This window comes from Bacillus seohaeanensis (assembly GCF_042684945.1).
Taxonomy (GTDB): Bacteria; Bacillota; Bacilli; order Bacillales; family Bacillaceae_B; genus Rossellomorea; species Rossellomorea seohaeanensis.
Genome location: NZ_JBHUMF010000023.1, coordinates 1 through 21,468, shown reverse-complemented (window position 1 = coordinate 21,468; position 21,468 = coordinate 1). Strand labels below are relative to the sequence as shown.

Below are 21,468 nucleotides of genomic sequence, written 5' to 3'. Positions count from 1 at the left end.
CAATCCCTTTGCTATTTCTCAATACTTTTAAACATGAAACAAAATAAGTTTTCCTTTTGGAGATGTACAGCGATAGGTATGCCCCGTGTACCCTTTTTCCGTTAATAAATTTTCCCCCGTTGTTTTCGCTTCTTGATCAGAAGATGCTTCGAAAGACTCGTCTAAAATTTTTTTCCCACTTGGTTCAAAAACGGTTAATTTATACACAGCCATTCTCCTTACCCCTTTTATCAATATTCAGATGATTACTATTATTCTTTCATATTTTGATAAATTTGAAAAGAATTTTGTTAGAAAGCACAAAAGAAAATGAAACCTTTTGGATTAGAAATCGTACTTATAGGGGAGTCTTTTTTGGTAGTGTAAATTTATATTAAATAATGCAATACTGGTAGTACTATATGTAAACAAAACTAGGCCTTTACTTGTAAGAAGGAGGAAGAATAGATGAGCCTTGTCATTAAAAACGTGACAAAAAAATATGGCAGTTTTATAGCTGTCGATGATTTGAATTTAGAAATATCAGAAAACCAAATGTTTGGGTTTCTTGGGGCTAATGGAGCGGGAAAGACGACTACTTTTCGAATGATTTTAGGACTATTAGATGCATCTCAAGGTTCTATTACGTGGGACGGAAGTGCAATTGATTATTCTACAAGTCCCTATATAGGATATTTACCTGAGGAAAGAGGACTTTATCCTAAAATGAAGGTTAGTGATCAGATTGTCTACCTTGCCCGGCTCCGTGGAATGACAAAAAGGGAAGCATTAAAGCAATTAGATTATTGGTTGAACCGTTTTAATATTCCAGATTATTTGAACAAAAAAGTAGAGGAGCTTTCAAAAGGGAATCAGCAAAAAATTCAATTTATTACATCGGTCATTCATAAGCCAAAGCTACTTATTTTAGACGAACCATTTAGCGGTCTTGATCCAGTGAATGTAGAGCAATTAAAAGAAGCTGTTAAAGATATTAAAAAGAGCGGTACAACCATCGTTTTTTCTAGTCACAGAATGGAGCACGTAGAAGAACTTTGTGAAAGTTTGTGCATTATGCATAAAGGAAGCCCAATCGTCCATGGAGGATTAAAAGAAATTAAACGGTCATTTGGAAAGAAAAATATTATTGTTCATGCAGATTTTGATTTACAGTTTTTACACTCTATTTCAGGTGTTGTGAAAGCAAAAGAAACAACGGAAGGAGTGCAGTTGCAGGTGAACTCAGAACAGGCTGCGGAAGAAGTTTTTCATGCGGTAGCTAAGAAAGGGTTTGTGCGTAAGTTCGAACTGGAAGAGCCTTCACTCAATGACATTTTTATAGAAAAGGTGGGAACTTCCTATGAGTAATTTTCTTATTATGCTATCGCAAGCATACTTTTCTAAACTCAAGTCAAAATCATTTATTATTACAACGATTATTGTTGCTGCTGCTCTTTTTCTTCTCGCAAACTTTGATAATATAACGTCCGCTTTTACAAGTGAAAGTGATTCGAAGGAAAAGATAGCTGTCATTGATAAAACAGATTATTTATTTGATCCGTTAGAACAGCAAGTAAAGGTATTAAATAAAGACATCTCTTTAGAAAGTACAGATATGTCAGAGACTGACCTTGCTAAAAAGGTGGAGGATGAAACGTATAAAGGATACCTTATTTTATCTGAAGGAGAAGACAAACTTCCGCATGCTGTATATAAGTCTAATACCCTTTCTGACACAACTGTCTCTCAAGACCTGCAATTAGGCTTGCAAAATATTAAGGCGAATCTTACGGCTGCTCAACTAGAATTATCTCAAGAAGACTTGGCGAAGTTAAATGCACCAGTAGCGTTTGAGAAGGAAGCACTTGTAGAAGGAGCTAAATCTTCAGAAGAGCTTGATCAAGCTCGAGGAATCGTTTATGTTCTGTTATTCTTTATTTACTTTTCTGTCATTGCCTACGCTAATATGACAGCGATGGAAGTAGCAACAGAAAAGTCCTCTAGAGTAATGGAAATCTTAATTTCTAGTGTTTCACCGGTGAAACAAATGTTTGCTAAAATAATTGGAATTGGTCTCGTTGGATTAACTCAACTAGCGGTTATTTTAGTTGTTGGTTATTTTGCACTAGTTAGACGGAAAGATGAACTAGCAGGGGGATTTTTTGACGTTTTCGGTTTTGGGGATTTGTCTATTAGCGTTATTCTTTATGCAGTTATTTTCTTTTTGCTTGGGTATTTTCTATATGCGACTCTTGCCGCGTTATTGGGTTCATTAGTTAGCCGCATTGAGGATGTCCAACAAATGGTAATGCCAATGACATTCCTTGTTATGATCGGATTCTTCATATCTATGTTTGGATTGAGTAATCCAGAATCTGCTTTTATAACGATTTCATCTTATATTCCTTTCTTTACACCAATGGTTATGTTCTTAAGGGTGGGAATGTTAAACATACCAGCGTATGAACCGATAATTGGTATTGCTGTTCTGTTAATCACCATCGTCCTTCTTGGTATATTCGGAGCAAGAGTGTATCGTGGGGGAGTTCTTATGTATGGGAAATCTAACTCTTATAAAGATATTAAAAAAGCAATCCAATTAACGAATAAAGATTAAATAGAAATCCCTTAGAAAGATGTTTGTTACTTTCTAAGGGATTTTTTTGCATATAAACTGAAAATCTCTTTCCTTTTAGGATATAATGGACTGATAAGAGAACGTATATTCGTACGAAGGGGGAAGCCGATTATGGAGGAAATTCGTTTTATCCATTGCGCCGACTTGCATTTAGATAGTCCTTTTAAAGGATTAAGGCAGCTGCCAGTAGAAATTTTCGATAGAATTCAAAATAGTACATTCAAAGCGTTTGAAACGCTAATAAACGAGTCTATTAGTCGGGAAGTAGATTTTATCATTATAAGCGGGGATCTTTTTGATGAAGAGGATAGAAGCATACGGGCTCAAGCTAGATTGCAGCGACAGTTGAAAAAATTAGCAAAACACGCTATTCCTGTCTATATTATTCATGGAAATCATGATCATCTTGGTGGCCATCGAATCGGATTAGATTTTCCTGAAAATGTTCATATATTTGGTCCTGATGTAGAAACGAAAATCTTTCAGACTGCTAGCGGTACCGAGGTTCACTTGACAGGTTTCAGCTATCGGAGTAGACATATAACAGAGCGAGTCGTGTCCGAATATCGAAAAGCTAGTGTAGATCAAAACTATTATATTGGTTTGCTTCATGGAAGTGAAGGAGGAGTCAAATCACTGCATGATACGTACGCACCATTTTCTGTTCCTGAGCTTTTAGAGAAAAACTATCATTATTGGGCATTAGGGCATATTCATGAAAAAAAGATTTTGTACAAAGATCCATATATTGTTTACCCAGGAAACATTCAAGGAAGGCACAGAAAGGAATCAGGGGAAAAAGGGTGCTATGAAGTAATATTAGATGGTAATCAAACCAGTTTAAAATGGATTGAGACTCAAGACCTCATTTGGGAAAAGATAAATGTGTCGATGAAACATATCCATAGATTTGGAGAGGTGTTCCAGAAATTGCAATCTGTATTAGAGGAATTTCGGGAATATAATGGGGCACTAGTAGAAATAGAAATGAAGGACGTTGAACATTTATCTCCAGAAACATTGCGAAGAATTGATAATGGAGAGCTTTTAGAGGCACTACAAGTGTACGAGGAGTCCGAAAACTTTGTATGGGTACATAAATTAACCTATCAGCATTTGCAGCAAGAGACTCAAACTACAGAAGGCTTTTTAACGGACTTAACAAGCAGTCTTTCTAAACAAAGTGAGGAAGATTGGGAAGAAGCATTGATGGAGTTATACGAACATCCACAAGCGTTCCGTTATTTGGATGTGCTAACGAGTGAAGAAAAAGATCGTATTAAACAAGAGGTCTTTCAGTTACTAGTAAGAGAATGAGTTCGGTAATAGAAATGAGGTGTAACATTGAAAATTGCAGAAGTACATATTTATGGCTACGGAAAATTAGAAAATATCCATTTTAACTTAGAGAGGCTTCAAGTGTTTTATGGTGAAAATGAAGCAGGAAAGTCTACAATAATGTCCTTTATACATAGTATATTATTTGGCTTTCCGACAAAGCAACAGTCTGAGCCCCGCTATGAACCGAAGTATTCTTCTAAATACGGTGGGAAACTTGTTTGTATGTTTAAGAAAGAAGGAAAAGTTACAATTGAACGATTAAAAGGAAAAGCTACGGGAGATGTAACGGTTACATTTGAAGATGGTAGAGTGGAAGGTGAAAAAACATTAGAAAAATTACTTGGAAACGTCGATCAGCAAACATATTCAGCAATATTTTCTTTTAATCTGGAAGGCTTGCAAAATATTCACCGTTTAAAAGAGGAAGAGTTAAACAGATATTTGTTTAGTGCTGGTGCAGCTGGAACTGATCGATTATTTCAAATGGAAACAAGTTGGAAAAAAGAGATGGATACTCTTTTCAAAAAAGCGGGACGAAAACCTACCATCAATAAAATGCTAGTAGAGTTAAAACAACTAGAAAAAGAAATCAAGAATACAAAAGAAAAGAATGACCAATATACATATTTATTAAATGAACGAAAAAGCATGCTAAAGGCATTAGAGAAAGCAGACAATGATAAGGAACAATACCAAAATGTTCACTCCTCTCTGGTGTTTCTTATGGAAAACTGGGAGCTATTAGAGGAATATCATACAGATAGTGCAAAATTAGCTTCTTTACAAAAAAAGGACTTTCCTGTAAATGGATTAGAGAGACTGAATGAATTAAAAAGGGAAAGCAGAGTGTTAGAAGCATACCTTGAAACGCTATTGGAAAAGCAAGAATTAATACAAAGAAAACTTGATATACATAAGCAGGACAGTCACCTACCGGAGCCAATTGGACAATTACAACAGTATTTAGACCAACAGCCGTTATTTATAAAGTGGCAAGATCAAATTATCGATCATGAGCGGGAAATTCAGCAGGTAACCGATAAACAAAAAGACATAATTCGAGAATTGGGTCTAGGTATCAATGTAAATGATGTTCCTGAAATAGATACAAGCTTGATTGTATCAGAAAAAATTAACCGCTTTATTGATCGAAAACTAACATTAGAAAATAGTAAACAAGTGTTAATGACTTCTCTTGAGACAGAAAAAAAGGAGCTTCATAAAACAGAAAAGCAATGTGAGGAAATTGAGTCTCAACTCTTGAGTGAAGAGGAATACAAAGTGTTGCAACAATCAGTAAAACAACAATCATCGGTAAGTAGTATAAGGCAGCAGCTCGACTGGACAGAGCAGCAAATAAAATCAACTAATAGGAATCGACATAAAAAGCCTTCAATGAGTATTGGTATGCCGGTAGCAGCGATACTGCTGTTGTGTATGATAGCGTGGGGGATAATCGAAACGAATTGGTTGCTATCTGGCCTCGCGCTGTCTGTATTTTCTTTTATTGTTTGGAATGGGTATGTGAATAAATCAAATCGAAAGCAAGGGGATGCTCATTTAGTACAATTAGAAAAAGCAGCGGATGAATTACGTTCTAAACTTACAAATGAGGGTAAACATTCTTCTTCGCTTCAAGAACAAGAGGAAAAGCTAAATAAACAAGTAGAACTTCGAAATAATTGGAAACAATTGATTATTCACTTAGAACAGCAACAAGAGAAATTGCAAAGAATAATGAAAGAAAAGGCAGATATGAACGTTGAACTTGAAAAAGTAGAAACGGAAATAGAAACGATACGGGAGAATTTATTACTTCCCACTGAGTTTGAATGGAGATGGATGAAGGAAGCATTTCATAAAATAAAGGAGCTTATTGGTCTATTTGAGAAAAGAGAAAGATATCTTGAAGAGAAGAATCATCTTCAAGAAAAGGTAACAAACTTTCAAAGGAAAATAGAAAAAAGCCTGTTGCCATTAAATATTTCATTTGTAACAGTAGAGGAAGCATTAATTAAACTAAAGTCCTTTCTCCAAGAAGTCGAAAAGAAAAAAATGATATTGGAAAGACTTTCAGAAGAAGCGGAACCTCTAAAGGTGGAAATAAGACAAAAGGAAACAGAGAAAAGGAAGCTTGTACAAGAAATGGAGAAATTGTTTAAGTCTGCACAAGCAACAGATGAAGAAGAGTTTAGAAAGATTGCAGAAGAGGCGAGAGAACGAGAAGTATTAGTTCAACGTCAAAGAATGATGAATACGCAAATTAACCGTGATATATATAATCTGTACAAAACCTTTTCAACCAAACAGGATGTAGAAAAAGCAAAAAAAGAAACGGAAAGGTCTCTTGAAGCTGTTTTATCTACTATTAAAAATAACCAAAAACGGTTGGCAGAAATTAAATATGAACTATCTATTCTCGAAGAAGGAAATCAACATGCCGAAACACTTCACAAATTTGAAGAAAAAAAAGCAGAGCTAAAAGAACTTGCACTTCAATGGAGCAAGTATTCTATGGCCCAGCATGTTTTTCAAAAAACAATCCATCATTATAAAGAAACAAAACTGCCCCAATTGATTGAGTTGTCGGAAAGAAATTTTTATCAATTAACAGATGGAAAGTATAACCGAGTCATACTGCAAGGAGAAGAAATGATAGAAGTAGAGGAAGCAGAGGGAACTCGGTATAAGGCGATTGAGTTAAGCCAAGGCACAAAAGAGCAACTTTATCTTGCCATCCGACTTGCTCTTGTTCAATCCTTTACGGAGACACATCCGTTTCCAATTATAATAGATGATGGTGTTGTGAACTTTGATTTGTATAGAACAGAGGCATTTGGTAAGGTCATTCGCAAACTTGAAGCATCAAATCAAATTATACTGTTAACTTGTCATTCTCATGTACGGGATCAATTTTCTAAAGGTGAGGTAGTATTAATGAAAAAACTGACGTCGAAGGTTGCGAATGTATAACAGGATATATACTCGAAATTGCTAGAGTTTCACTACTAATTTAGCCTACTAAATGTGGTATACTGTCAGTAATAAAGTGAAGCTTCAATCAATGGGGGTTTCTCCTTCCCCACTGATTGTTAGTGGAACCAATCGGGCGTTTATGGGCAGTTATCTCTTCACCTATCCTTCTTTAATTGATTAAACTTTGAGGAGGAGGGGTTAACTACCTGTTAACGCGGGACAAAAAGTTGTGAAGGAGCAGTGAGCATGAAAGGAATTACTCATTATGATGTCGGGGAAACAATCGAATTATATTTGTTAATCAAGCAGGTAACGAAAGGAACAACCAATACAGGTAAACCTTTCTTAACGATTATTTTCCAAGATAAAAGTGGAGAAATGGAAGCGAAATTGTGGGATGCTTCTGAGACGGATGAAAAAAATTTTCAGCCTGAAACAATCGTAAAAGTTGCAGGGGACATTCAAAGCTATCGAGGGAGAAGTCAGCTGAAAATTAAGAAAATCCGACCTGCGGCTTCCAGTGATGGCTTCAAAATCTCTGATTTCCTTGAGACAGCTCCTTTAAGCATCGAGGAAATGATTGAAAAAATAACTCAATACATATTTGAAATGCAAAATCCAAATATCCAACGTATTACTCGACATTTATTGAATAAGTATCAAAAACCGTTTCTTGAATATCCAGCAGCTACGAAGAATCATCATGAGTTTGTCTCAGGACTAGCATTCCATGTAGTATCTATGTTAGATCTTTCGAAAGCTATCGGGACATTATACCCTTCACTTGATCGAGATCTTCTTTACGCCGGTGTGATACTTCATGACTTGGGAAAAGTGATGGAATTATCTGGACCGACTTCGACGACATACACTATCGAGGGTAACTTGCTTGGACATATTACAATCATGGTGAATGAAATCGGCAAAGCAGCAGATGAGCTAGGAATTGAAGGGGAAGAGGTTATGGTATTGAAACACCTCGTATTGAGTCACCATGGTAAAGCAGAATGGGGTAGTCCAAAGCCTCCGCTTATTAAAGAAGCTGAAATGCTTCATTATATCGATAATGTTGATGCAAAAATGAATATGCTGGACAGGACTTTGAAACGTGTTAAGCCGGGTGAATTCTCCGAGCGAGTATTTGCACTAGACAATCGCTCGTTTTATAAACCAATTTTCCACAAATGATGACTTCCTTCAATGGAAGTCATTTTTTTTCTTTTCTTTTCATATAGTAATAGTAATTAGGACAAACCTAGGAGGAGATATAGCAATGTCACTACCAATTTGGATGTATTTCATCGTCGTTGGAATTTTTGTAAGTGCATTTATGACAATCAAATCTGCAAAAGACGAAAAGAATATGGAAGATGAGTGGATTGAAAAAGAAGGAGAAGTATATATAAAACGGATGGAGCAGGAGAAAGAGAAGAAACGACAGCTTTCTTGATAAAAATAGTACGTCGCAGTTTGAATGAGGAACTGCTAACTGCATTGCGGTGTCAGTACCCATCTACAAAGAATTTGTTAGGCTGTGATAGTGTGTAAATCATTTGTTTAAATAAATAAGGGGACAGCCCCCGTCTGCCAACTACAAGGATGATCTGCATACTCATCCTAGAGGCAAAGGGGGCTGTCCCCACTCTTTTTCTAAAAAAGAATGATATACTTACTGCTTCAACAAAGTGGCCCATTGGTAGAGGGCCGCACCGTAAGTAATTGGCAGATACTTAGAAAAGACTGACCCTTTTAAAGGTCATTTTTACTGCTTGTCCACTACTCTTTATCTTTTTCAGTAGTATCCTCTTTTTGTTCCTCGTTTGTTCCTTCTTCTTCCGTAGCAGGAGCTTCTCCGCCTTCAGGTGTAGTCGGAGGATTTAATACTTGATCAAACGTTTTCTTAAGATCTTTATCTTGGATGTTCAAGTCAGCTTTTTCAATTTCACGTTTCATTGCTTCTTGAATTTTTTCAGGTGTAACTTTTGATAGCTTTAATTCCTTTTTCAAAGCATCTTTCATTTCGTCGAAAGATTTTTTTTCTTTTTTATCGGTAATTTCAATAATGTGATAGCCATATTCCGATTTAATTGGTTCACTTACTTTATTTACTTCCAATTTATCCAACGCTTCTGTGAATGCTGGAACAAAGTTTTGACGTCCTTGGTTGTCTACCCAACCCAGACTCCCACCGTTTTGAGCAGAGCCGGGATCTTTTGAATATTCTGTTGCAAGTTCTTCAAACTTTCCGCCGTCTGCAAGTTTTTGTTTAACTTCCTTCGCTGTTTTTTCGTCATCCACTAAAATATGGCGAACTTCAATATCAGGTTTCCAGTTTTCATAATACTCTTTTAGTTCTTTATCAGAAATTTTAATATCAGCTGTTGCAGCTTTCTCTTGAAGTAGTTGAAGCTTCAAGTAATCTTTAAATGAATCTTCGGTTAAGTTGTATTGCGAAAGGAACATTTCAAATTGAGGTCCAAGTTGGTCTTTTGACTCATTAAACTTTTCTTCAACCTCATCTTTAGAAACCTTATATTCCTCTGCTAAAACTTTAGAATACACTAGTTCTTGTAGTGCTTGCTGCATTTGAGGGCTAAATTTTTCCTTCATTGCACTATAAAGCTCTTCTTGTGTTACGTCTCCAGCTTTCGTCTCTGCTACAACATCACTGTTTTCCGCACCGTCTCCACTACAGCCAGCAAGTCCTATTACACCCGCTGCTAGTGAAACCGACATTATCCATTTTTTCATGAAAAACAACTCCTATATTTATATTCCTAGCAAGACCTGTCAAAATCTACAAAACATACTATATCATAGTTTCTCATTGAGTAAAAATATTTTTATTAATGAGGATTTACTAAAATTAGGCGTTTGCTACAACCACAATAACATTTCATTCATAGGATATAAGCGGAGATACAAATAAAAGGCTATTTTCATAAAGTTTGTTGCTTTTTAACGGAAAAATAAGTTTAACCTACTGAGTTGATTGGAGCAGAGGGCACTCCCTCAGGAAGAGAGGGAGGGGGAGACCCCGCAGGCGAAGCTGAGTGTCTAGCTCGTTGTGAAAAAGATAAAATTCCCAAAAGGTGAAGGACGCCTTTAGGAAATTTTCCTATTTTCTTCACGAGCTAGGCAAGCCGCTTCCGCTTTTCAAAGAGGCTTCCATTCCTCCCCGAGGAGTCTTGTGTCCGTAGCGGAAATCAACGGGCTAAATTTATAAGTAAAAACAACAATCTACGAGAAAAGAGCCAAATAAAAAGACTCCGAGTTTTTAGCCTCGATCCTATGGCACTAGGTAAAAGGAAGGGATAATGATGGACCAAGAATATACCCCTAGTTTTGCCTTAATCGTAGTACTGTTCATCTTATTAATTATCGTAGGTGCAGCGTATCTATACTAATAAATTTGATCATTTGTGACAGATGCCTAAACGAATATAACCCAACTTGAATAGGATAAATTAGCGCTTCTAAAGGAGGTGGAAAGTTATGGGTAACGCATACGGCGGAGGATTCGCGTTAATCGTAGTATTGTTCATCTTGTTAATTATCGTAGGTGCAGCATGGCTATAATTTAGCCTCATCCTGAGAAACTCCCTAGGAAATGGGCAAGAGAAGGGCTAAGTTCCTACTTTGTTAAGAGCAGGCCCTCTTGCTTTACTAATCCAAAAGGAGAATTTTTTCTTTAGGAAAGGAGGAAGCGCACATGTCTGGAGAATATGGTTACGGCGGAGGATTCGCGTTAATCGTAGTATTGTTTATCTTATTAATTATTGTAGGTGCAGCATGGCTGTAATTTAGCCTTTAGTGAAATCATTCATGAAAGCAAAGGTACTGCTAAAGGTAATCTTTTGCCAAAGGAAGTATTTTTTCAATCTATTTAGGAAAGGAGGAAGTGCACATGTCTGGAGGATATGGATACGGCGGAGGATTCGCGTTAATCGTAGTATTGTTTATCTTGTTAATTATCGTAGGTGCAGCATGGCTGTAATTTAGCACCACTTTTGGATCTTTTAGAGGAAAGGCAAGGTGAAGGGGAGCAATATTCCTTCTCCTTGCCATACTTATCATTTTAAGACCTTTTTGAAGATAGGGGGAGACGTACATGTCTGGAGGATATGGCGGAGGATTCGCGTTAATCGTAGTATTATTTATTTTATTAATTATCATTGGCGCAGCATACGTATGTTAAGTAGAAACTAGGAAAGTCATTTTTCCTGAGCGGGAAGACTTACTTTTAAAGAATATAGAAAAACAAAGCAGACTAGAAAGATTTCCAGTCTGCTTTATTTTCCTTGTATTAACTTACCAGTGACTTACACTGATCGAAGTTTCACTTTAACGTTGTCAGTTAGAATTGGCGTTATTGTTACAAGCCAATAGTGTGCACTTTAGAGAACAATAAAAACTTCCATGTTAAAAGCGGCCCTTAATGGAATTATTTTTGTCTATCTAAAAGTGATTAGCCGATTTTTAAGGCTATGCCAAAACCGCAAGGAGTATAGTTCCAGCAGCTAGGGATTCAATAAGATTTCATAGTTAATCTTATGTATAAAGAATTTCAACATATGATGAAACAAGTAAAATAGTTATTAGGATATTAATTGTTCTAAATACCTTAGGTACTCGCTCCTCAGGGATTTCCTTTTGAAGGCAAAGTGCATTTGTCATTTTATTAATAAAATATAAAATGAAAACTGAAAAAATTATAAACATGGAGATCATCTAAACCCCTCCCCGTTATCTCCTCTAAGCTATACGATACCAAAATATTGACATGAATGGTAGAGCGAGATTTGCCGAATAGTTGGTAATTATAGAAAAGATGACCAGAATCTATACTATTTTAATTATTGGCCATTAACTTTTCTCGTGAAAACGTAACATTACACTACGATTAAGAGCGCTAATGTAACGCTCCGAATTTTTCGACTGAAAATTTACGATAATAGAAGTGTCTGTGCTTATTGAAAAATTAAAATTTCAAATCCATCATCATTTTCTTCAATTAAAGCATTTTTTGGTGAATACATTAACTGTTTTGCATAAATTAAGTCAATAGCACAAATTCCTGTATGATAGGCTAATAGAATAGTAAAATAATGGGCATGGTGAGTAAAATATATACAACCAAGCAATAGTGTACTATTAATAATAATAAATGGTGAAATAAGTGCAACTATATAACGGTACTTCGAAATTGGCAGATCAACACGCAAGGAAACAATAGGAACTATCTGAAGTTTCCTTAGGCACTTACACTTTATTTGTCTTGCATAAGGCATAAATGGCAGTAAATGAAAAAATTTATGCAAAGGGTAAATACTAAGTAGTCCGACCATAAATGTCAATAAATGATTATCGTATAGTGACTTAGAAAAAAATAAATCGATTGGTACATATATAATAGAGAATACCATCATCATGGTAAGACAGGAAAGTAAAAACACTCGGTAAAACCCAAATTGCTTTTCTAGATTAATTGTTTTCCAACAATGCATAAAAATCGCCTCCATTCCAGACGATGAAAATATAGTATCAAATGATGCTTAACATACTTTACGATGATTGTATAAAAAAATCAATAGGTTTTTTACATTGATTTTTTACGGGAAATATATGACCATTTTATAATGTGTTTCGGATACTAAAAAAAGGGGAAGGAATAGGAAGTTTTTTACCGAAATAGTTAGTATAATAGTAAATTTAGTGGAGATTCCTGTTAATGGCTAAGAGCTATGTCAAAGGAGTTAGCTCGTAAAAGGAATGGAAGATATTTATTAGAAAATGGTGAAGTAAATGGATGAGTTAGTAAAAAGGCTAGAAAAACTTGAATATTATCAAAAGTTATTAGCGGAAATGGTTTCAAAAGACAGATACCCATTCTATTGTTTAATTATTGAGCATGGACTTACAAAGCAAGAAGTGGAGAGTTTCTACCAGTTATGTGATAGATTGAACAAGAAAAGGAAAGAACAAAAAGCGGAAGAATTTGTCTATTACACTCCGCTTTTTAAAGAGTTTCAACTTAACATCCCTGTTAAACTGAACGTTGTGGAAGTTATTGAAAGCTGTCTAAAGCAAAAGATTTATACGAACCTTATGCTGCAATTGAAGAAGAATCTCTAGTCAGGCTAGTTCTTCTTCATCTTCCTCTATTTGAATAAGTTTTCCATCTATCTCTGTGAAATCAGATTCAAGATTATGGAAGGATTTTTCGAATATTTCCATGAAGTCGTTTCCGTAAATATTTTTGACTACTGTCATCATCTCGATCATTTCAGGGAATTTTCCATATAATTCTTTTAAGGGCTTAACGCCTTCAAAAATGGAATGTTTTTTGGGGTCATAGTTCTCAATTAGTTCTAATAATACATTCTCCCCTTTATCCGTCAGTTGAATATACGTATTTCGTTTATCGTTTTCTCTTTTAGAGAAAACGAGAAGTCCGCGTTCCTCGAGTTTTTTGGAAAAGTTAAAGGCTGTCGATACATGCATAACTCCGAACTTCGCTACATCAGAAATAGATGCTCCTTTTAAATGGTAGGAAATCCATAAGATGTGATGTTCATTAATATTTAAGTCATAAGGTTTAATCCATTGTTGCCAATCTTTTTCAATTGCTTTCCATAGTGCTTTACTTAACTGTGCCATTCGTTGACTGAAAATCATTGCTTCTTTCATTGAAAATTCTTTCTCGTTCATCCCATACCCCCACTTTGCTAAGAAATCTTTTTTATAAGATGACCTTATATACAGCTCGATGCAATGTACTTTTTTGTAAAAGAAAGCGCTTATCTTTTATTATGCCAATAAAATAAAAATTAATAAAGGTCAAAATTGACGAAATCTTTAGAATCGGAATCTTTTTTCTTATTAATTTAAAATAATGGACCTGAAAAGTCTTTGCTATTCACTGTTGTTGTTTAATAGTTCAAGATTGTGTACCCTTGTTTTTGTTTACTAAAGAAGTATAAATTTTTGTTTTTTGTTGAAGTTTCACTTTATTGGAATTGTCTATGGTTAGTTCCAATAGACTTTTTCATAAAAGCCAGCTCGCCCCACTACTTAAGCTGGCTTTTGCTTATTGATTCTTATTTAATTTTTCTTCTAGCTCTTCGATTGTCTTTTGGATGTTGGTAATTTCATTTTGTAGATTGTTATTGTTTGGTTCTGTGCTTTGTTTCCATTGCTCAATGGAACTTTTTAAGTCTGTAGTAAGCTCCTTGGCTGCGTCTTTTCCTTCTTTTGATAAAAATTGAATGGAATTAATCAGTTTTCTAAGATTATACTTCAACTCATTAAGCATAAGGCTCCATTCATCTTTGGTATTTTTCAATTCTGTTCTTATTTCTTTTCCTGAAGAAGGGGTGGTTAGCAGTATGGAAACCGAACCGATGATGCTTCCGGCGACTATTCCGTAAAATAGAGATTTAGCTTTCAAATTTATCACCTCATAGTATTCATAAGTATAACTTCTACATGAAAACACAAATATCCTTCCATTTTAACAATGTCGAAAACAGTCGTCTGCCTCATATATCAATAATTTTGTGCATATAATGATGAAAAGAAGTTAAGGCGAAGCGGCTTGAATGGAGGGATAGCGATGGACGGTTTAATATTTGGATTTTTCGCTTTAAGTGCTGTTTTATTTTTTGGAATGCTCCATTATTTATCAGCTTCCCGTAGACCTGGCATGTATCCTCCAAAAAAAATCTTAAAAAAGCGTGCAATGGTACTGGGAGGTAGTGGAGGAGCAGCGTTATTGTTAGCTATTTTGTTTTTGACTGTCATGTAAATAAAGGTTTTATATAATGAGTACAAAAAAGGACTGGAAAATTAATTCCAGTCCTTTTGGATATTAACTTGCATTTTCTGTTACTGCTTCTGAAATAGTAGTGCGTTTTAATACGCTAGTAATAATTGGATAAACAACAAACATTGCGCCAGCATTTACTATTGTCGCAGGAAGAACAACAGCAGCGAATAACGCTACAAATGCTCCAGGCAATCCCACTAAGAAGAAAGCGGATAGCAAAAATACAGTTCCGGAAATAATTGTACCTACTGCCGTCAATACAGATGCACCTAATATGGAATGGCTATACTTTTGTGTTAGTAGATATAAACCGTAAAATAGAAAAGCTGTAACTGGTTTATCAATTAGGTTTGGAACAAAACCTCCAGGGAATTGTGTTGTCAATCCAGAAATGACACCTGTTAAAATTCCAAGCAGTAACACATTTTTCTTGTTAGGGAATAAAATAATCCCTAAAAACATCATAGTTAGCATCATGTCTGGTTTCATTCCTAGAAAAACCCCAGGAATTACTGCATGAAGAACAGCTCCGATCCCTGTTAATAAAGAAAGGGACACTAATGTTTTTGTATTCATTTCTCATCTCTCCTCGTCTAAACTAGTCTGAAAAAAGCTTCTCCTAACGTGCACTCATTGCCGTTAGCGAAAAGTTAGGACTATTATATCATAATGGTAAATGGATAGAAAATAATATTTTCGACTATATATGCCATTTCTTGTGAGAATAAAATAGGTAGACCCATACATTATGCATGCATAATGTATGGGTCTACCTAAAAAATTAACCTTTAATATGTTTTCCTATATCCCCAGCAATTTGTTGAAGATCCTCAGGAGTATATTCGTCATTATGTGTTTTCCAAACTGCGCCAAATCCGTCGCCCTTGCCGTAACGAGGGATGAAATGGAGGTGGAAATGGAAAACAGATTGTCCTGCTTCTTCCCCAGTATTATTTAGTAAATTTAAGCCAATAGGATTGAATTCTTCTTTGATAGCATTAGCGATTTTTGGAGTGACAGAAAAAATATGTTGTGCAATTTCGGGAGTCAATTCGTAAACATTTTCTTTATGTACTTTCGGAATAAGTAATGTATGCCCTTTTGTTACTTGGCTAATATCAAGGAAAGCAAACACATGTTCATCTTCATAAACCTTAGAGGAAGGGATTTCCCCATTAATTATTTTGCAGAAAATACAATCCGACATACTTTTTCCACCTTTCAGTATATTATTGTTATGTATCTTAACATAGAGTGAAGGTTTTGAAAATAAAATAAGAAAAGTGAAAGCGGCTTGGTGAGCTCACTAGAATTAAACAATAAAGAAGAGACAGGAACGAATGTCCTGCCTCTTTTGAAGGGGTTACTATATGAAAGTTGAGATAATGCGTTTCTGTCCTGCGATAAACACCTCATTTGCTTAATGCATTAGAAGTTAGATTATCTAAGTTAACGAATGACCTGGTTCAAAACAACCATCCCCTTTTGTCTTTGCTTTTACGCTACAGACGAAAGAATCAGTGATATTGTCTTTGATAAACACCTCATTTATCGTTTATGACGAAATTGGTGCATGTCATTCACTACAGAAAACGTTCATTTCTTTTCTTTCATGGTGCAAACAATAGGGAAAATCGGTGACAATCTTTAACAACCACCCCGTTTTACTTATTGCCTTGCCCCTTCACTAGTTATGATAACCAAAAATAAAAAATATATAACGCAAACTATTATTTTTTTTAGGATGTTTTCTAAAAGGTTTTTGCTTTTAACAATAGTCGAAAACGTAAAGTGGGCTGGAGTGAAAAGCAAGTGCCTGCAGTGGAGAGAAATGGTCCATTACTCACCAACAACAAACTTTACGAAAACAACCTTTTTGTTTGTGTTTTTCACAAAGAATTTTGCTAAAATATAATCAAATAGAGGTTTAGAAAGGACGTTTGCCTGTGTCGCTATTGGAAATAAAAAATTTGGTTGGGGGATATACAAGGAAACCTGTTCTAAAAGATATTTCATTTTCCATTAATTCGAATGAAATTGTCGGGTTAATTGGATTAAATGGAGCGGGTAAGAGTACGACGATTAAACATATTATTGGTTTGATGGAAAGTAAACAAGGAGAAATTACCATCAATGGAACGAGTTTAAAAAAAGATAGTGATCAATACCGGAAGCAGTTCGCATACATACCAGAAACACCTATTCTTTATGATGAATTGACGCTAGAAGAGCATTTGAAACTTTCTGCAATGGCATACGGTCTATCGGAAGAGCAATACAACGATAGAATCGATAAGCTATTAAAGGCATATAGAATGGAGAAAAAGCTTAAGTGGTTCCCAGCACATTTTTCAAAAGGAATGAAACAAAAAGTCATGATTATGTGTGCGTTTTTAATTGAACCAAGCTTATATATTATTGATGAACCATTTGTTGGACTCGATCCGTTAGGTATCCAGTCGTTATTGGAATGGATGGAAGAAATGAAAGAAGCAGGAGCGGGAATTTTAATGTCAACCCATATTCTAGCTACTGCTGAAAGATACTGTGATTCCTTTATTATTTTACATGAAGGGGAAATTAGGGCGAAAGGAACATTAACAGAGCTTAGACAAGAATTTGCGATGCCTGATGCTACATTAGACGATATTTATATCCAATTAACAAAGGAAGAAGATCGTCATGAATGATATAGCAAAGTTGTGGAAAAGTCGAATCGTTGAATATAATCAAGAGTTACGAAAGTATTTGAAATACATGTTCAATGATCATTTGTTGTTTGTGCTCATTTTTGCCCTTGGTGGTGGAGCTTACACGTATAATCAATGGGTTCAAACATTAGATAGCAGTTTCCCTGCTCCACTGATTATGAGTATAACACTTGCTTTCATTCTCGCTTGGAGTCCAGTCTATACATTTTTGCGAGAAGCAGATTCGGTATTTTTATTACCACTCGAAGGCAGGTTAAAAAGTTATTTTCACAAAGGTATATGGACAAGCTTCCTTTTTCAGTCATATATTGTGTTACTTGTTTTAGCGGCATTAATGCCTATGTATGTCCAAGTTACGGATAGCGAGTTTAAACGTTTTTTTCCGTTATTAGGCATAGTTCTTTTGTTAAAGCTTTGGAATCTATATACACGCTGGTGTATGTTGAAGTACCAAGAAAAAGAAATTCATTTGACAGATACTCTTGTTCGCTTAGCTTTAAACGGAGTCTTTTTATTGCTCATTACGTCAGGTGCATCGATTTTGCTTGTTCTCGTGGTGGCTGTAGTAATGCTTGGCTATCTATATTATTTTGCTCGAGTCACGAAGCACAAGAGCCTAAAGTGGGACTTGTTAATTAATCTTGAGCAACAACGGATGCTGTTATTTTACCGTATGGCGAATATGTTTACGGATGTACCAAAATTAAAAGGAAAAATTCACCGGAGAAAATGGCTTGATTTTCTAGTGAACAACAGTAAATTTGAGCAGGGACAAACATTTCGGTACTTGTATGTTCGCTCATTAATACGGACGAGTGAATACTTCGGTCTATATATCCGTCTAACGCTTATTGCGTTTGTTTTGATTTATTCCAATTCATCCTTTGTGTTAAGTATCATTATTTTTGTCCTGTTTATGTATTTGACAGGCTTTCAAATCATTCCATTGTATAAACGGTTTGACTTTAAGATTTGGGTAATGATTTATCCGGTACCCGCTGGAATAAAAACGGCATCTTTTCAAAAGTTAATGAATCAAGCATTAATGATTCAAGCATTTTTACTAAGTCTTCCGCTATTTATAAAAGCAGAGTGGCTTCAGGGACTGATTTTATTATTAGCAGGACTATCATTTTCCATCTTCTTCAGTCAGTTTTACCTTGTTAAAAGGTTAAAGAAAATGGAGGAAAAGTTTTATTAATAGTTGAAACTTCTTTTGTGGTTTTTCGTATATTAATTAAAGTTAAACTCCCAGAAGGAAGGTAAAAATGACCGAAAATGAAAAAGAACGTGCAGAGTTGGAGTCTTGGAAAAGAAAATATAGTAAGAAATCATCGATGCTTCAAAGAGTGTCTAAACAAGCTCAAGTCAAAATAAATAGCTATATTCCTGAAAAAGCACACAAGATAGTTACGGAAAGCATTAAGCGCATGGTGGAAGTTACGTTAAAAGGGGCTGATTGGGTTCAGCTAGAAAAGGTTGTTGCCGAGTCCACATTACAAAATCGAGAAATACACATGGAGGAAAGGCTTGAATTTTATCGGAAGGCCGCCATGCTTGAAGGTGCAGGGACAGGAGCAGGGGGTATTTTCCTAGGACTTGCTGATTTTCCGCTTTTGCTTTCGATAAAAATGAAGTACTTAAGTGAGTGTGCTATTATTCATGGCTACAATATAAAAACCTATGAAGAAAGATTATTTCTTCTTTATGTGTTTCAGCTTGCATTTTCTAGTGATAATCGTAAAAGGGAAGTTCTAGATATTATTGAAAATTGGAATGAAAAGAAGGAAGAATTAGTCGAGATGGATTGGCGGGTATTTCAACAAGAATATCGCGATTATATTGATTTCGTGAAGCTTCTGCAGTTAGTTCCAGGAATCGGAGCGGTTGTAGGTGCATACGCTAATTATCAATTGCTAGACCAACTGGGGGAAGTAAGCAAATTCGCCTACAGAATACGATACTTTAATGAAAAAGAATAGTGAATCGATAAGTGCCACGGTGCTCTCGTTCAATCAATTATAGTACTCATTTACGTTAGGAGTGCTATATACTATTGGAGAGGTGCTCGGCACTTTTTATTTTGATCAATCTTCCTTTCTTAGATTTAAAAAGTTAATTCCCCCCTACATGGGAATCTACCAATAGTTTTTCTTGAAAAGCAAAATTTAGTTGATGCTGTTGGTAAAAAATCCAATAATAAGGAGTTTAGAATGAAAAAAGTTCAATATGTATTTGCGAGTTTCGCCTTTATTTTGTTTTTGTTTATTTTTACTAGTGTTTATCAAAACGGAACCGTTCGAGGAGACGGTATTTTCTTTTCTTTATTCGAAAATATGATGTTTTTAAAACCGTTCTCAATTATCGGTACGGAATTAGTAATCGCTACAATCAGTATTTTACTTATGCTTTATCTTTGGTTCCGAAAAAAAGATTACATAGGAATTCTAACTGTAGTGGTGGCAGTTGCAGGTAGTAATGTCATTAATAAACTGTTGAAGAGTACTGTGGAACGAGAAAGACCGCCATTTTCGCATGGGGAAGATGGGTTTAGTTTTCCGAGTGGTCATGCAATGGTGGGGTTGGTGTTCTTGTTATTGCTAGTCTATTTTATTTCAAAGGAAGTACAGTCCACTAAGGTCAAGCTAATTTTTTATGGTGGTGGAGGCCTTTTAGCACTTTTTACTGGGATGAGTCGAGTTGTTGAGAAAGCTCATTATTTTTCAGATGTTTTGGCAGGTTTTTTATTAGGGTATGCTTATTTCACTTTATGCATAGTTCTTTATGAAACATCAAACAAAATTCTAAAAAAGAAAAGCACAGTCAGACCGGTGGGGAGGACTAAAAATGTTTAATACATAATTACATTACTTGCAGCCCTTGTGTTTGTTCACAAGGGCTGCAAGTAATGAATCCTACTAAAAATATAAGGATATTTTTGTGAATTTTTTTGTTTGTAGGCAATGGATTGTTTCATCTGCGGGTCTCGATTTTTCGTCTATATCCTACAGGAGTCAAGAGCCCTTCGCTCCAATCAACTCAGTAGGTCCAACATAGTTTTCAGCTAAAAAGCAACACTCTTTACGAAAAACTTACATGGCGGCTGAGACCAAGCCGCCACCATCTACTATAAAAAAGCAAATTTGATGCCAAAGTGATATAGAATCGATTCGTTTTGGTTATTCTAAACGATTTTACGATGCTTAAAAATACTTTTTTTCATACAAACGGCCTTTCGAAAACAGCCAAACGTCAAAATAATTGTCGTACCCCAAGAGAAAATTCTATTCTTCTGGAACAGAATACGTCGTTACATACGATTTTCCTGAAAAAATGGTTGTGTTGCTGTCATTTCCTTCTTGCGTTTCTTTTTTCTCGTGGGCTTTCGCGTATTGCTGTGATTCTTGCCATCCAATAAAGTCTTTTTCACTTTCCCATTGCGTTAAAATGACATAGGTATCCGTATCTAATGGACGAAGAACTCTTATTGCAATAAATCCGTCTGCATTTTCCACTTTTCCTGCCCGATTTTTAAATCTGTATTCAAAGATTGGTCTTCCTTCGTCGGTAACAGGGATATTGTTACATACAACAATGCCACGATTTTCAATTGTGCCAGAACCATCGACAACTTCATATGGTCGTGGTTGCTGAAAAACAGTTTTCCCCTCTGTTTCGTGTAACAGCAGAGAAGTTTCAGCGTTTTGCATTAATATAATGTTTTCCTTACTATATTTCTTCTCAATGGATTTCAGAAACTCGTATGTACCTGTCGTTATGTAGACATTCATATTCGTCACCTCAAGTAAGTAGTTTTTTCTATTATACTCTTCCCTAAGTCTTGACATGTAAACTTTTCTAATAAGTAGAGTTATCTTTTTTTGGTGCTCAGCTCCAGTGACTAGAGGCTCGAGGTCATAAGCCAAGCCGCTTCCGCTTTTCTTGTTGTCTAGCTCCAGCGGCTAGCTCGCTGTGAAAAAGATGAATTCCCTCTA

26 protein-coding genes are annotated in these 21,468 nt (G+C 35.6%); 17 read left to right on the top strand and 9 right to left on the bottom strand.

What is annotated here, in order from left to right; all coding sequences use genetic code 11:
* Positions 1-27 precede the first annotated feature (27 nt).
* Positions 28-213 (bottom strand): YhzD family protein, encoded by a 186-nt coding sequence (locus ACFSUL_RS09910; protein ID WP_377934933.1) that lies wholly within the window; start codon positions 211-213, stop codon positions 28-30.
* Positions 214-447: 234 nt separating this feature from the next.
* Here ACFSUL_RS09910 and ACFSUL_RS09905 point away from each other — a divergent pair, with 234 nt between their 5' ends.
* The 6 genes from ACFSUL_RS09905 to ACFSUL_RS09880 all read left to right on the top strand — a co-directional run bounded on the left by ACFSUL_RS09905 (position 448) and on the right by ACFSUL_RS09880 (position 8,384).
* Positions 448-1,347, top strand: coding sequence for an ABC transporter ATP-binding protein (locus ACFSUL_RS09905; RefSeq protein WP_071413208.1), 900 nt, complete (start codon positions 448-450; stop codon positions 1,345-1,347).
* A complete protein-coding gene (locus ACFSUL_RS09900) occupies positions 1,340-2,596 on the top strand; it encodes an ABC transporter permease (protein ID WP_377934930.1) in 1,257 nt (418 codons plus the stop codon). The genes ACFSUL_RS09905 and ACFSUL_RS09900 overlap by 8 nt, the downstream gene beginning before the upstream one ends.
* A 132-nt stretch (positions 2,597-2,728) precedes the next feature.
* Complete coding sequence (locus ACFSUL_RS09895) at positions 2,729-3,934, top strand: metallophosphoesterase family protein (RefSeq protein ID WP_377934928.1); 1,206 nt, start codon at positions 2,729-2,731, stop codon at positions 3,932-3,934.
* Between the two features lie 27 nt (positions 3,935-3,961).
* Entirely contained in the window at positions 3,962-6,931 is a 2,970-nt protein-coding gene (locus ACFSUL_RS09890; RefSeq protein WP_377934926.1) for an ATP-binding protein, read from the top strand.
* A 249-nt stretch (positions 6,932-7,180) separates the two neighbouring features.
* On the top strand, positions 7,181-8,122 hold the full coding sequence (gene yhaM / locus ACFSUL_RS09885; protein WP_377934924.1) for a 3'-5' exoribonuclease YhaM: 942 nt from the start codon (positions 7,181-7,183) through the stop codon (positions 8,120-8,122).
* An 85-nt stretch (positions 8,123-8,207) separates the two neighbouring features.
* On the top strand, positions 8,208-8,384 hold the full coding sequence (locus ACFSUL_RS09880; protein ID WP_377934922.1) for a sporulation YhaL family protein: 177 nt from the start codon (positions 8,208-8,210) through the stop codon (positions 8,382-8,384).
* Between the two features lie 326 nt (positions 8,385-8,710).
* Here ACFSUL_RS09880 and ACFSUL_RS09875 read toward each other — a convergent pair whose 3' ends face one another.
* The gene (locus tag ACFSUL_RS09875) at positions 8,711-9,685 is read right to left on the bottom strand and encodes a peptidylprolyl isomerase (RefSeq protein WP_377934920.1); all 975 of its coding nucleotides are present in this window, start codon (positions 9,683-9,685) and stop codon (positions 8,711-8,713) included.
* Between the two features lie 566 nt (positions 9,686-10,251).
* Here ACFSUL_RS09875 and ACFSUL_RS09870 point away from each other — a divergent pair.
* The 5 genes from ACFSUL_RS09870 (at position 10,252) to ACFSUL_RS09850 (ending at position 11,132) form a co-directional block, all read left to right on the top strand.
* Entirely contained in the window at positions 10,252-10,341 is a 90-nt protein-coding gene (locus tag ACFSUL_RS09870; RefSeq protein WP_084778472.1) for a YjcZ family sporulation protein, read from the top strand.
* 88 nt (positions 10,342-10,429) lie between these two features.
* A complete protein-coding gene (locus ACFSUL_RS09865) occupies positions 10,430-10,513 on the top strand; it encodes a YjcZ family sporulation protein (protein WP_032089274.1) in 84 nt (27 codons plus the stop codon).
* Between the two features lie 133 nt (positions 10,514-10,646).
* Positions 10,647-10,736: a YjcZ family sporulation protein gene (locus ACFSUL_RS09860; protein ID WP_071413202.1), complete on the top strand. Its 90-nt coding sequence runs from the start codon at positions 10,647-10,649 to the stop codon at positions 10,734-10,736.
* Between the two features lie 105 nt (positions 10,737-10,841).
* Complete coding sequence (locus ACFSUL_RS09855) at positions 10,842-10,931, top strand: YjcZ family sporulation protein (protein WP_021291215.1); 90 nt, start codon at positions 10,842-10,844, stop codon at positions 10,929-10,931.
* A gap of 114 nt (positions 10,932-11,045) precedes the next feature.
* Positions 11,046-11,132, top strand: a complete 87-nt coding sequence (locus ACFSUL_RS09850; RefSeq protein ID WP_084778471.1) for a YjcZ family sporulation protein — start codon at positions 11,046-11,048, stop codon at positions 11,130-11,132.
* Between the two features lie 353 nt (positions 11,133-11,485).
* Here ACFSUL_RS09850 and ACFSUL_RS09845 read toward each other — a convergent pair whose 3' ends face one another.
* Complete coding sequence (locus ACFSUL_RS09845; protein ID WP_377934916.1) at positions 11,486-11,665, bottom strand: hypothetical protein; 180 nt, start codon at positions 11,663-11,665, stop codon at positions 11,486-11,488.
* A 239-nt stretch (positions 11,666-11,904) separates the two neighbouring features.
* Positions 11,905-12,441 carry a DUF3267 domain-containing protein gene (locus ACFSUL_RS09840; protein WP_377934914.1) on the bottom strand — a complete coding sequence of 179 codons (537 nt, stop codon included), beginning with the start codon at positions 12,439-12,441 and terminating at the stop codon, positions 11,905-11,907.
* Positions 12,442-12,739: 298 nt separating this feature from the next.
* Between ACFSUL_RS09840 and ACFSUL_RS09835 the strand changes: the two genes are divergently transcribed.
* Positions 12,740-13,069, top strand: a complete 330-nt coding sequence (locus tag ACFSUL_RS09835) for a DUF1878 family protein (protein WP_071413199.1) — start codon at positions 12,740-12,742, stop codon at positions 13,067-13,069.
* On the opposite strand, the gene ACFSUL_RS09830 is transcribed toward ACFSUL_RS09835, so the two are convergent.
* Both ACFSUL_RS09830 and ACFSUL_RS09825 read right to left on the bottom strand, forming a co-directional pair.
* Positions 13,070-13,645, bottom strand: a complete 576-nt coding sequence (locus ACFSUL_RS09830; protein WP_377934911.1) for an HTH-type transcriptional regulator Hpr — start codon at positions 13,643-13,645, stop codon at positions 13,070-13,072.
* 379 nt (positions 13,646-14,024) lie between these two features.
* Complete coding sequence (locus ACFSUL_RS09825) at positions 14,025-14,384, bottom strand: YtxH domain-containing protein (RefSeq protein ID WP_377934909.1); 360 nt, start codon at positions 14,382-14,384, stop codon at positions 14,025-14,027.
* A 165-nt stretch (positions 14,385-14,549) separates the two neighbouring features.
* On the opposite strand from ACFSUL_RS09825, the gene ACFSUL_RS09820 reads away from it, so the two are divergent.
* The gene (locus tag ACFSUL_RS09820; RefSeq protein WP_071413196.1) at positions 14,550-14,741 is read left to right on the top strand and encodes a hypothetical protein; all 192 of its coding nucleotides are present in this window, start codon (positions 14,550-14,552) and stop codon (positions 14,739-14,741) included.
* 63 nt (positions 14,742-14,804) lie between these two features.
* On the opposite strand, the gene ACFSUL_RS09815 is transcribed toward ACFSUL_RS09820, so the two are convergent.
* The gene (locus ACFSUL_RS09815) at positions 14,805-15,338 is read right to left on the bottom strand and encodes a tryptophan transporter (RefSeq protein WP_377934906.1); all 534 of its coding nucleotides are present in this window, start codon (positions 15,336-15,338) and stop codon (positions 14,805-14,807) included.
* Positions 15,339-15,543: 205 nt separating this feature from the next.
* On the bottom strand, positions 15,544-15,969 hold the full coding sequence (locus tag ACFSUL_RS09810; RefSeq protein ID WP_377934904.1) for an HIT family protein: 426 nt from the start codon (positions 15,967-15,969) through the stop codon (positions 15,544-15,546).
* A gap of 739 nt (positions 15,970-16,708) precedes the next feature.
* On the opposite strand from ACFSUL_RS09810, the gene ACFSUL_RS09805 reads away from it, so the two are divergent.
* The 4 genes from ACFSUL_RS09805 (at position 16,709) to ACFSUL_RS09790 (ending at position 20,328) form a co-directional block, all read left to right on the top strand.
* Entirely contained in the window at positions 16,709-17,452 is a 744-nt protein-coding gene (locus ACFSUL_RS09805; protein WP_377934902.1) for an ABC transporter ATP-binding protein, read from the top strand.
* Positions 17,445-18,674, top strand: coding sequence for an ABC transporter permease (locus ACFSUL_RS09800; protein WP_377934900.1), 1,230 nt, complete (start codon positions 17,445-17,447; stop codon positions 18,672-18,674). Before ACFSUL_RS09805 ends, ACFSUL_RS09800 begins: the two co-directional genes overlap by 8 nt.
* Positions 18,675-18,741: 67 nt before the next feature.
* A complete protein-coding gene (locus ACFSUL_RS09795; protein ID WP_377934898.1) occupies positions 18,742-19,455 on the top strand; it encodes an EcsC family protein in 714 nt (237 codons plus the stop codon).
* A 231-nt stretch (positions 19,456-19,686) separates the two neighbouring features.
* Positions 19,687-20,328 carry a phosphatase PAP2 family protein gene (locus ACFSUL_RS09790; protein WP_377934896.1) on the top strand — a complete coding sequence of 214 codons (642 nt, stop codon included), beginning with the start codon at positions 19,687-19,689 and terminating at the stop codon, positions 20,326-20,328.
* A 429-nt stretch (positions 20,329-20,757) separates the two neighbouring features.
* On the opposite strand, the gene ACFSUL_RS09785 is transcribed toward ACFSUL_RS09790, so the two are convergent.
* The gene (locus ACFSUL_RS09785) at positions 20,758-21,264 is read right to left on the bottom strand and encodes an antibiotic biosynthesis monooxygenase family protein (protein ID WP_071413189.1); all 507 of its coding nucleotides are present in this window, start codon (positions 21,262-21,264) and stop codon (positions 20,758-20,760) included.
* Positions 21,265-21,468: the final 204 nt, after the last annotated feature.

What these genes read in the sequence shown, in the direction of transcription:
- ACFSUL_RS09910 (WP_377934933.1), bottom strand. Translation starts at nt 213, where the DNA reads ATGGCTGTGTATAAATTAACCGTTTTTGAACCAAGTGGGAAAAAAATT.
- ACFSUL_RS09905 (WP_071413208.1), top strand. Translation starts at nt 448, where the DNA reads ATGAGCCTTGTCATTAAAAACGTGACAAAAAAATATGGCAGTTTTATA.
- ACFSUL_RS09900 (WP_377934930.1), top strand. Translation starts at nt 1,340, where the DNA reads ATGAGTAATTTTCTTATTATGCTATCGCAAGCATACTTTTCTAAACTC.
- ACFSUL_RS09895 (WP_377934928.1), top strand. Translation starts at nt 2,729, where the DNA reads ATGGAGGAAATTCGTTTTATCCATTGCGCCGACTTGCATTTAGATAGT.
- yhaM (WP_377934924.1), top strand. Translation starts at nt 7,181, where the DNA reads ATGAAAGGAATTACTCATTATGATGTCGGGGAAACAATCGAATTATAT.
- ACFSUL_RS09880 (WP_377934922.1), top strand. Translation starts at nt 8,208, where the DNA reads ATGTCACTACCAATTTGGATGTATTTCATCGTCGTTGGAATTTTTGTA.
- ACFSUL_RS09875 (WP_377934920.1), bottom strand. Translation starts at nt 9,685, where the DNA reads ATGAAAAAATGGATAATGTCGGTTTCACTAGCAGCGGGTGTAATAGGA.
- ACFSUL_RS09870 (WP_084778472.1), top strand. Translation starts at nt 10,252, where the DNA reads ATGATGGACCAAGAATATACCCCTAGTTTTGCCTTAATCGTAGTACTG.
- ACFSUL_RS09865 (WP_032089274.1), top strand. Translation starts at nt 10,430, where the DNA reads ATGGGTAACGCATACGGCGGAGGATTCGCGTTAATCGTAGTATTGTTC.
- ACFSUL_RS09860 (WP_071413202.1), top strand. Translation starts at nt 10,647, where the DNA reads ATGTCTGGAGAATATGGTTACGGCGGAGGATTCGCGTTAATCGTAGTA.
- ACFSUL_RS09855 (WP_021291215.1), top strand. Translation starts at nt 10,842, where the DNA reads ATGTCTGGAGGATATGGATACGGCGGAGGATTCGCGTTAATCGTAGTA.
- ACFSUL_RS09850 (WP_084778471.1), top strand. Translation starts at nt 11,046, where the DNA reads ATGTCTGGAGGATATGGCGGAGGATTCGCGTTAATCGTAGTATTATTT.
- ACFSUL_RS09845 (WP_377934916.1), bottom strand. Translation starts at nt 11,665, where the DNA reads ATGATCTCCATGTTTATAATTTTTTCAGTTTTCATTTTATATTTTATT.
- ACFSUL_RS09840 (WP_377934914.1), bottom strand. Translation starts at nt 12,441, where the DNA reads ATGCATTGTTGGAAAACAATTAATCTAGAAAAGCAATTTGGGTTTTAC.
- ACFSUL_RS09835 (WP_071413199.1), top strand. Translation starts at nt 12,740, where the DNA reads ATGGATGAGTTAGTAAAAAGGCTAGAAAAACTTGAATATTATCAAAAG.
- ACFSUL_RS09830 (WP_377934911.1), bottom strand. Translation starts at nt 13,645, where the DNA reads ATGAACGAGAAAGAATTTTCAATGAAAGAAGCAATGATTTTCAGTCAA.
- ACFSUL_RS09820 (WP_071413196.1), top strand. Translation starts at nt 14,550, where the DNA reads ATGGACGGTTTAATATTTGGATTTTTCGCTTTAAGTGCTGTTTTATTT.
- ACFSUL_RS09815 (WP_377934906.1), bottom strand. Translation starts at nt 15,338, where the DNA reads ATGAATACAAAAACATTAGTGTCCCTTTCTTTATTAACAGGGATCGGA.
- ACFSUL_RS09810 (WP_377934904.1), bottom strand. Translation starts at nt 15,969, where the DNA reads ATGTCGGATTGTATTTTCTGCAAAATAATTAATGGGGAAATCCCTTCC.
- ACFSUL_RS09800 (WP_377934900.1), top strand. Translation starts at nt 17,445, where the DNA reads ATGAATGATATAGCAAAGTTGTGGAAAAGTCGAATCGTTGAATATAAT.
- ACFSUL_RS09795 (WP_377934898.1), top strand. Translation starts at nt 18,742, where the DNA reads ATGACCGAAAATGAAAAAGAACGTGCAGAGTTGGAGTCTTGGAAAAGA.
- ACFSUL_RS09790 (WP_377934896.1), top strand. Translation starts at nt 19,687, where the DNA reads ATGAAAAAAGTTCAATATGTATTTGCGAGTTTCGCCTTTATTTTGTTT.
- ACFSUL_RS09785 (WP_071413189.1), bottom strand. Translation starts at nt 21,264, where the DNA reads ATGAATGTCTACATAACGACAGGTACATACGAGTTTCTGAAATCCATT.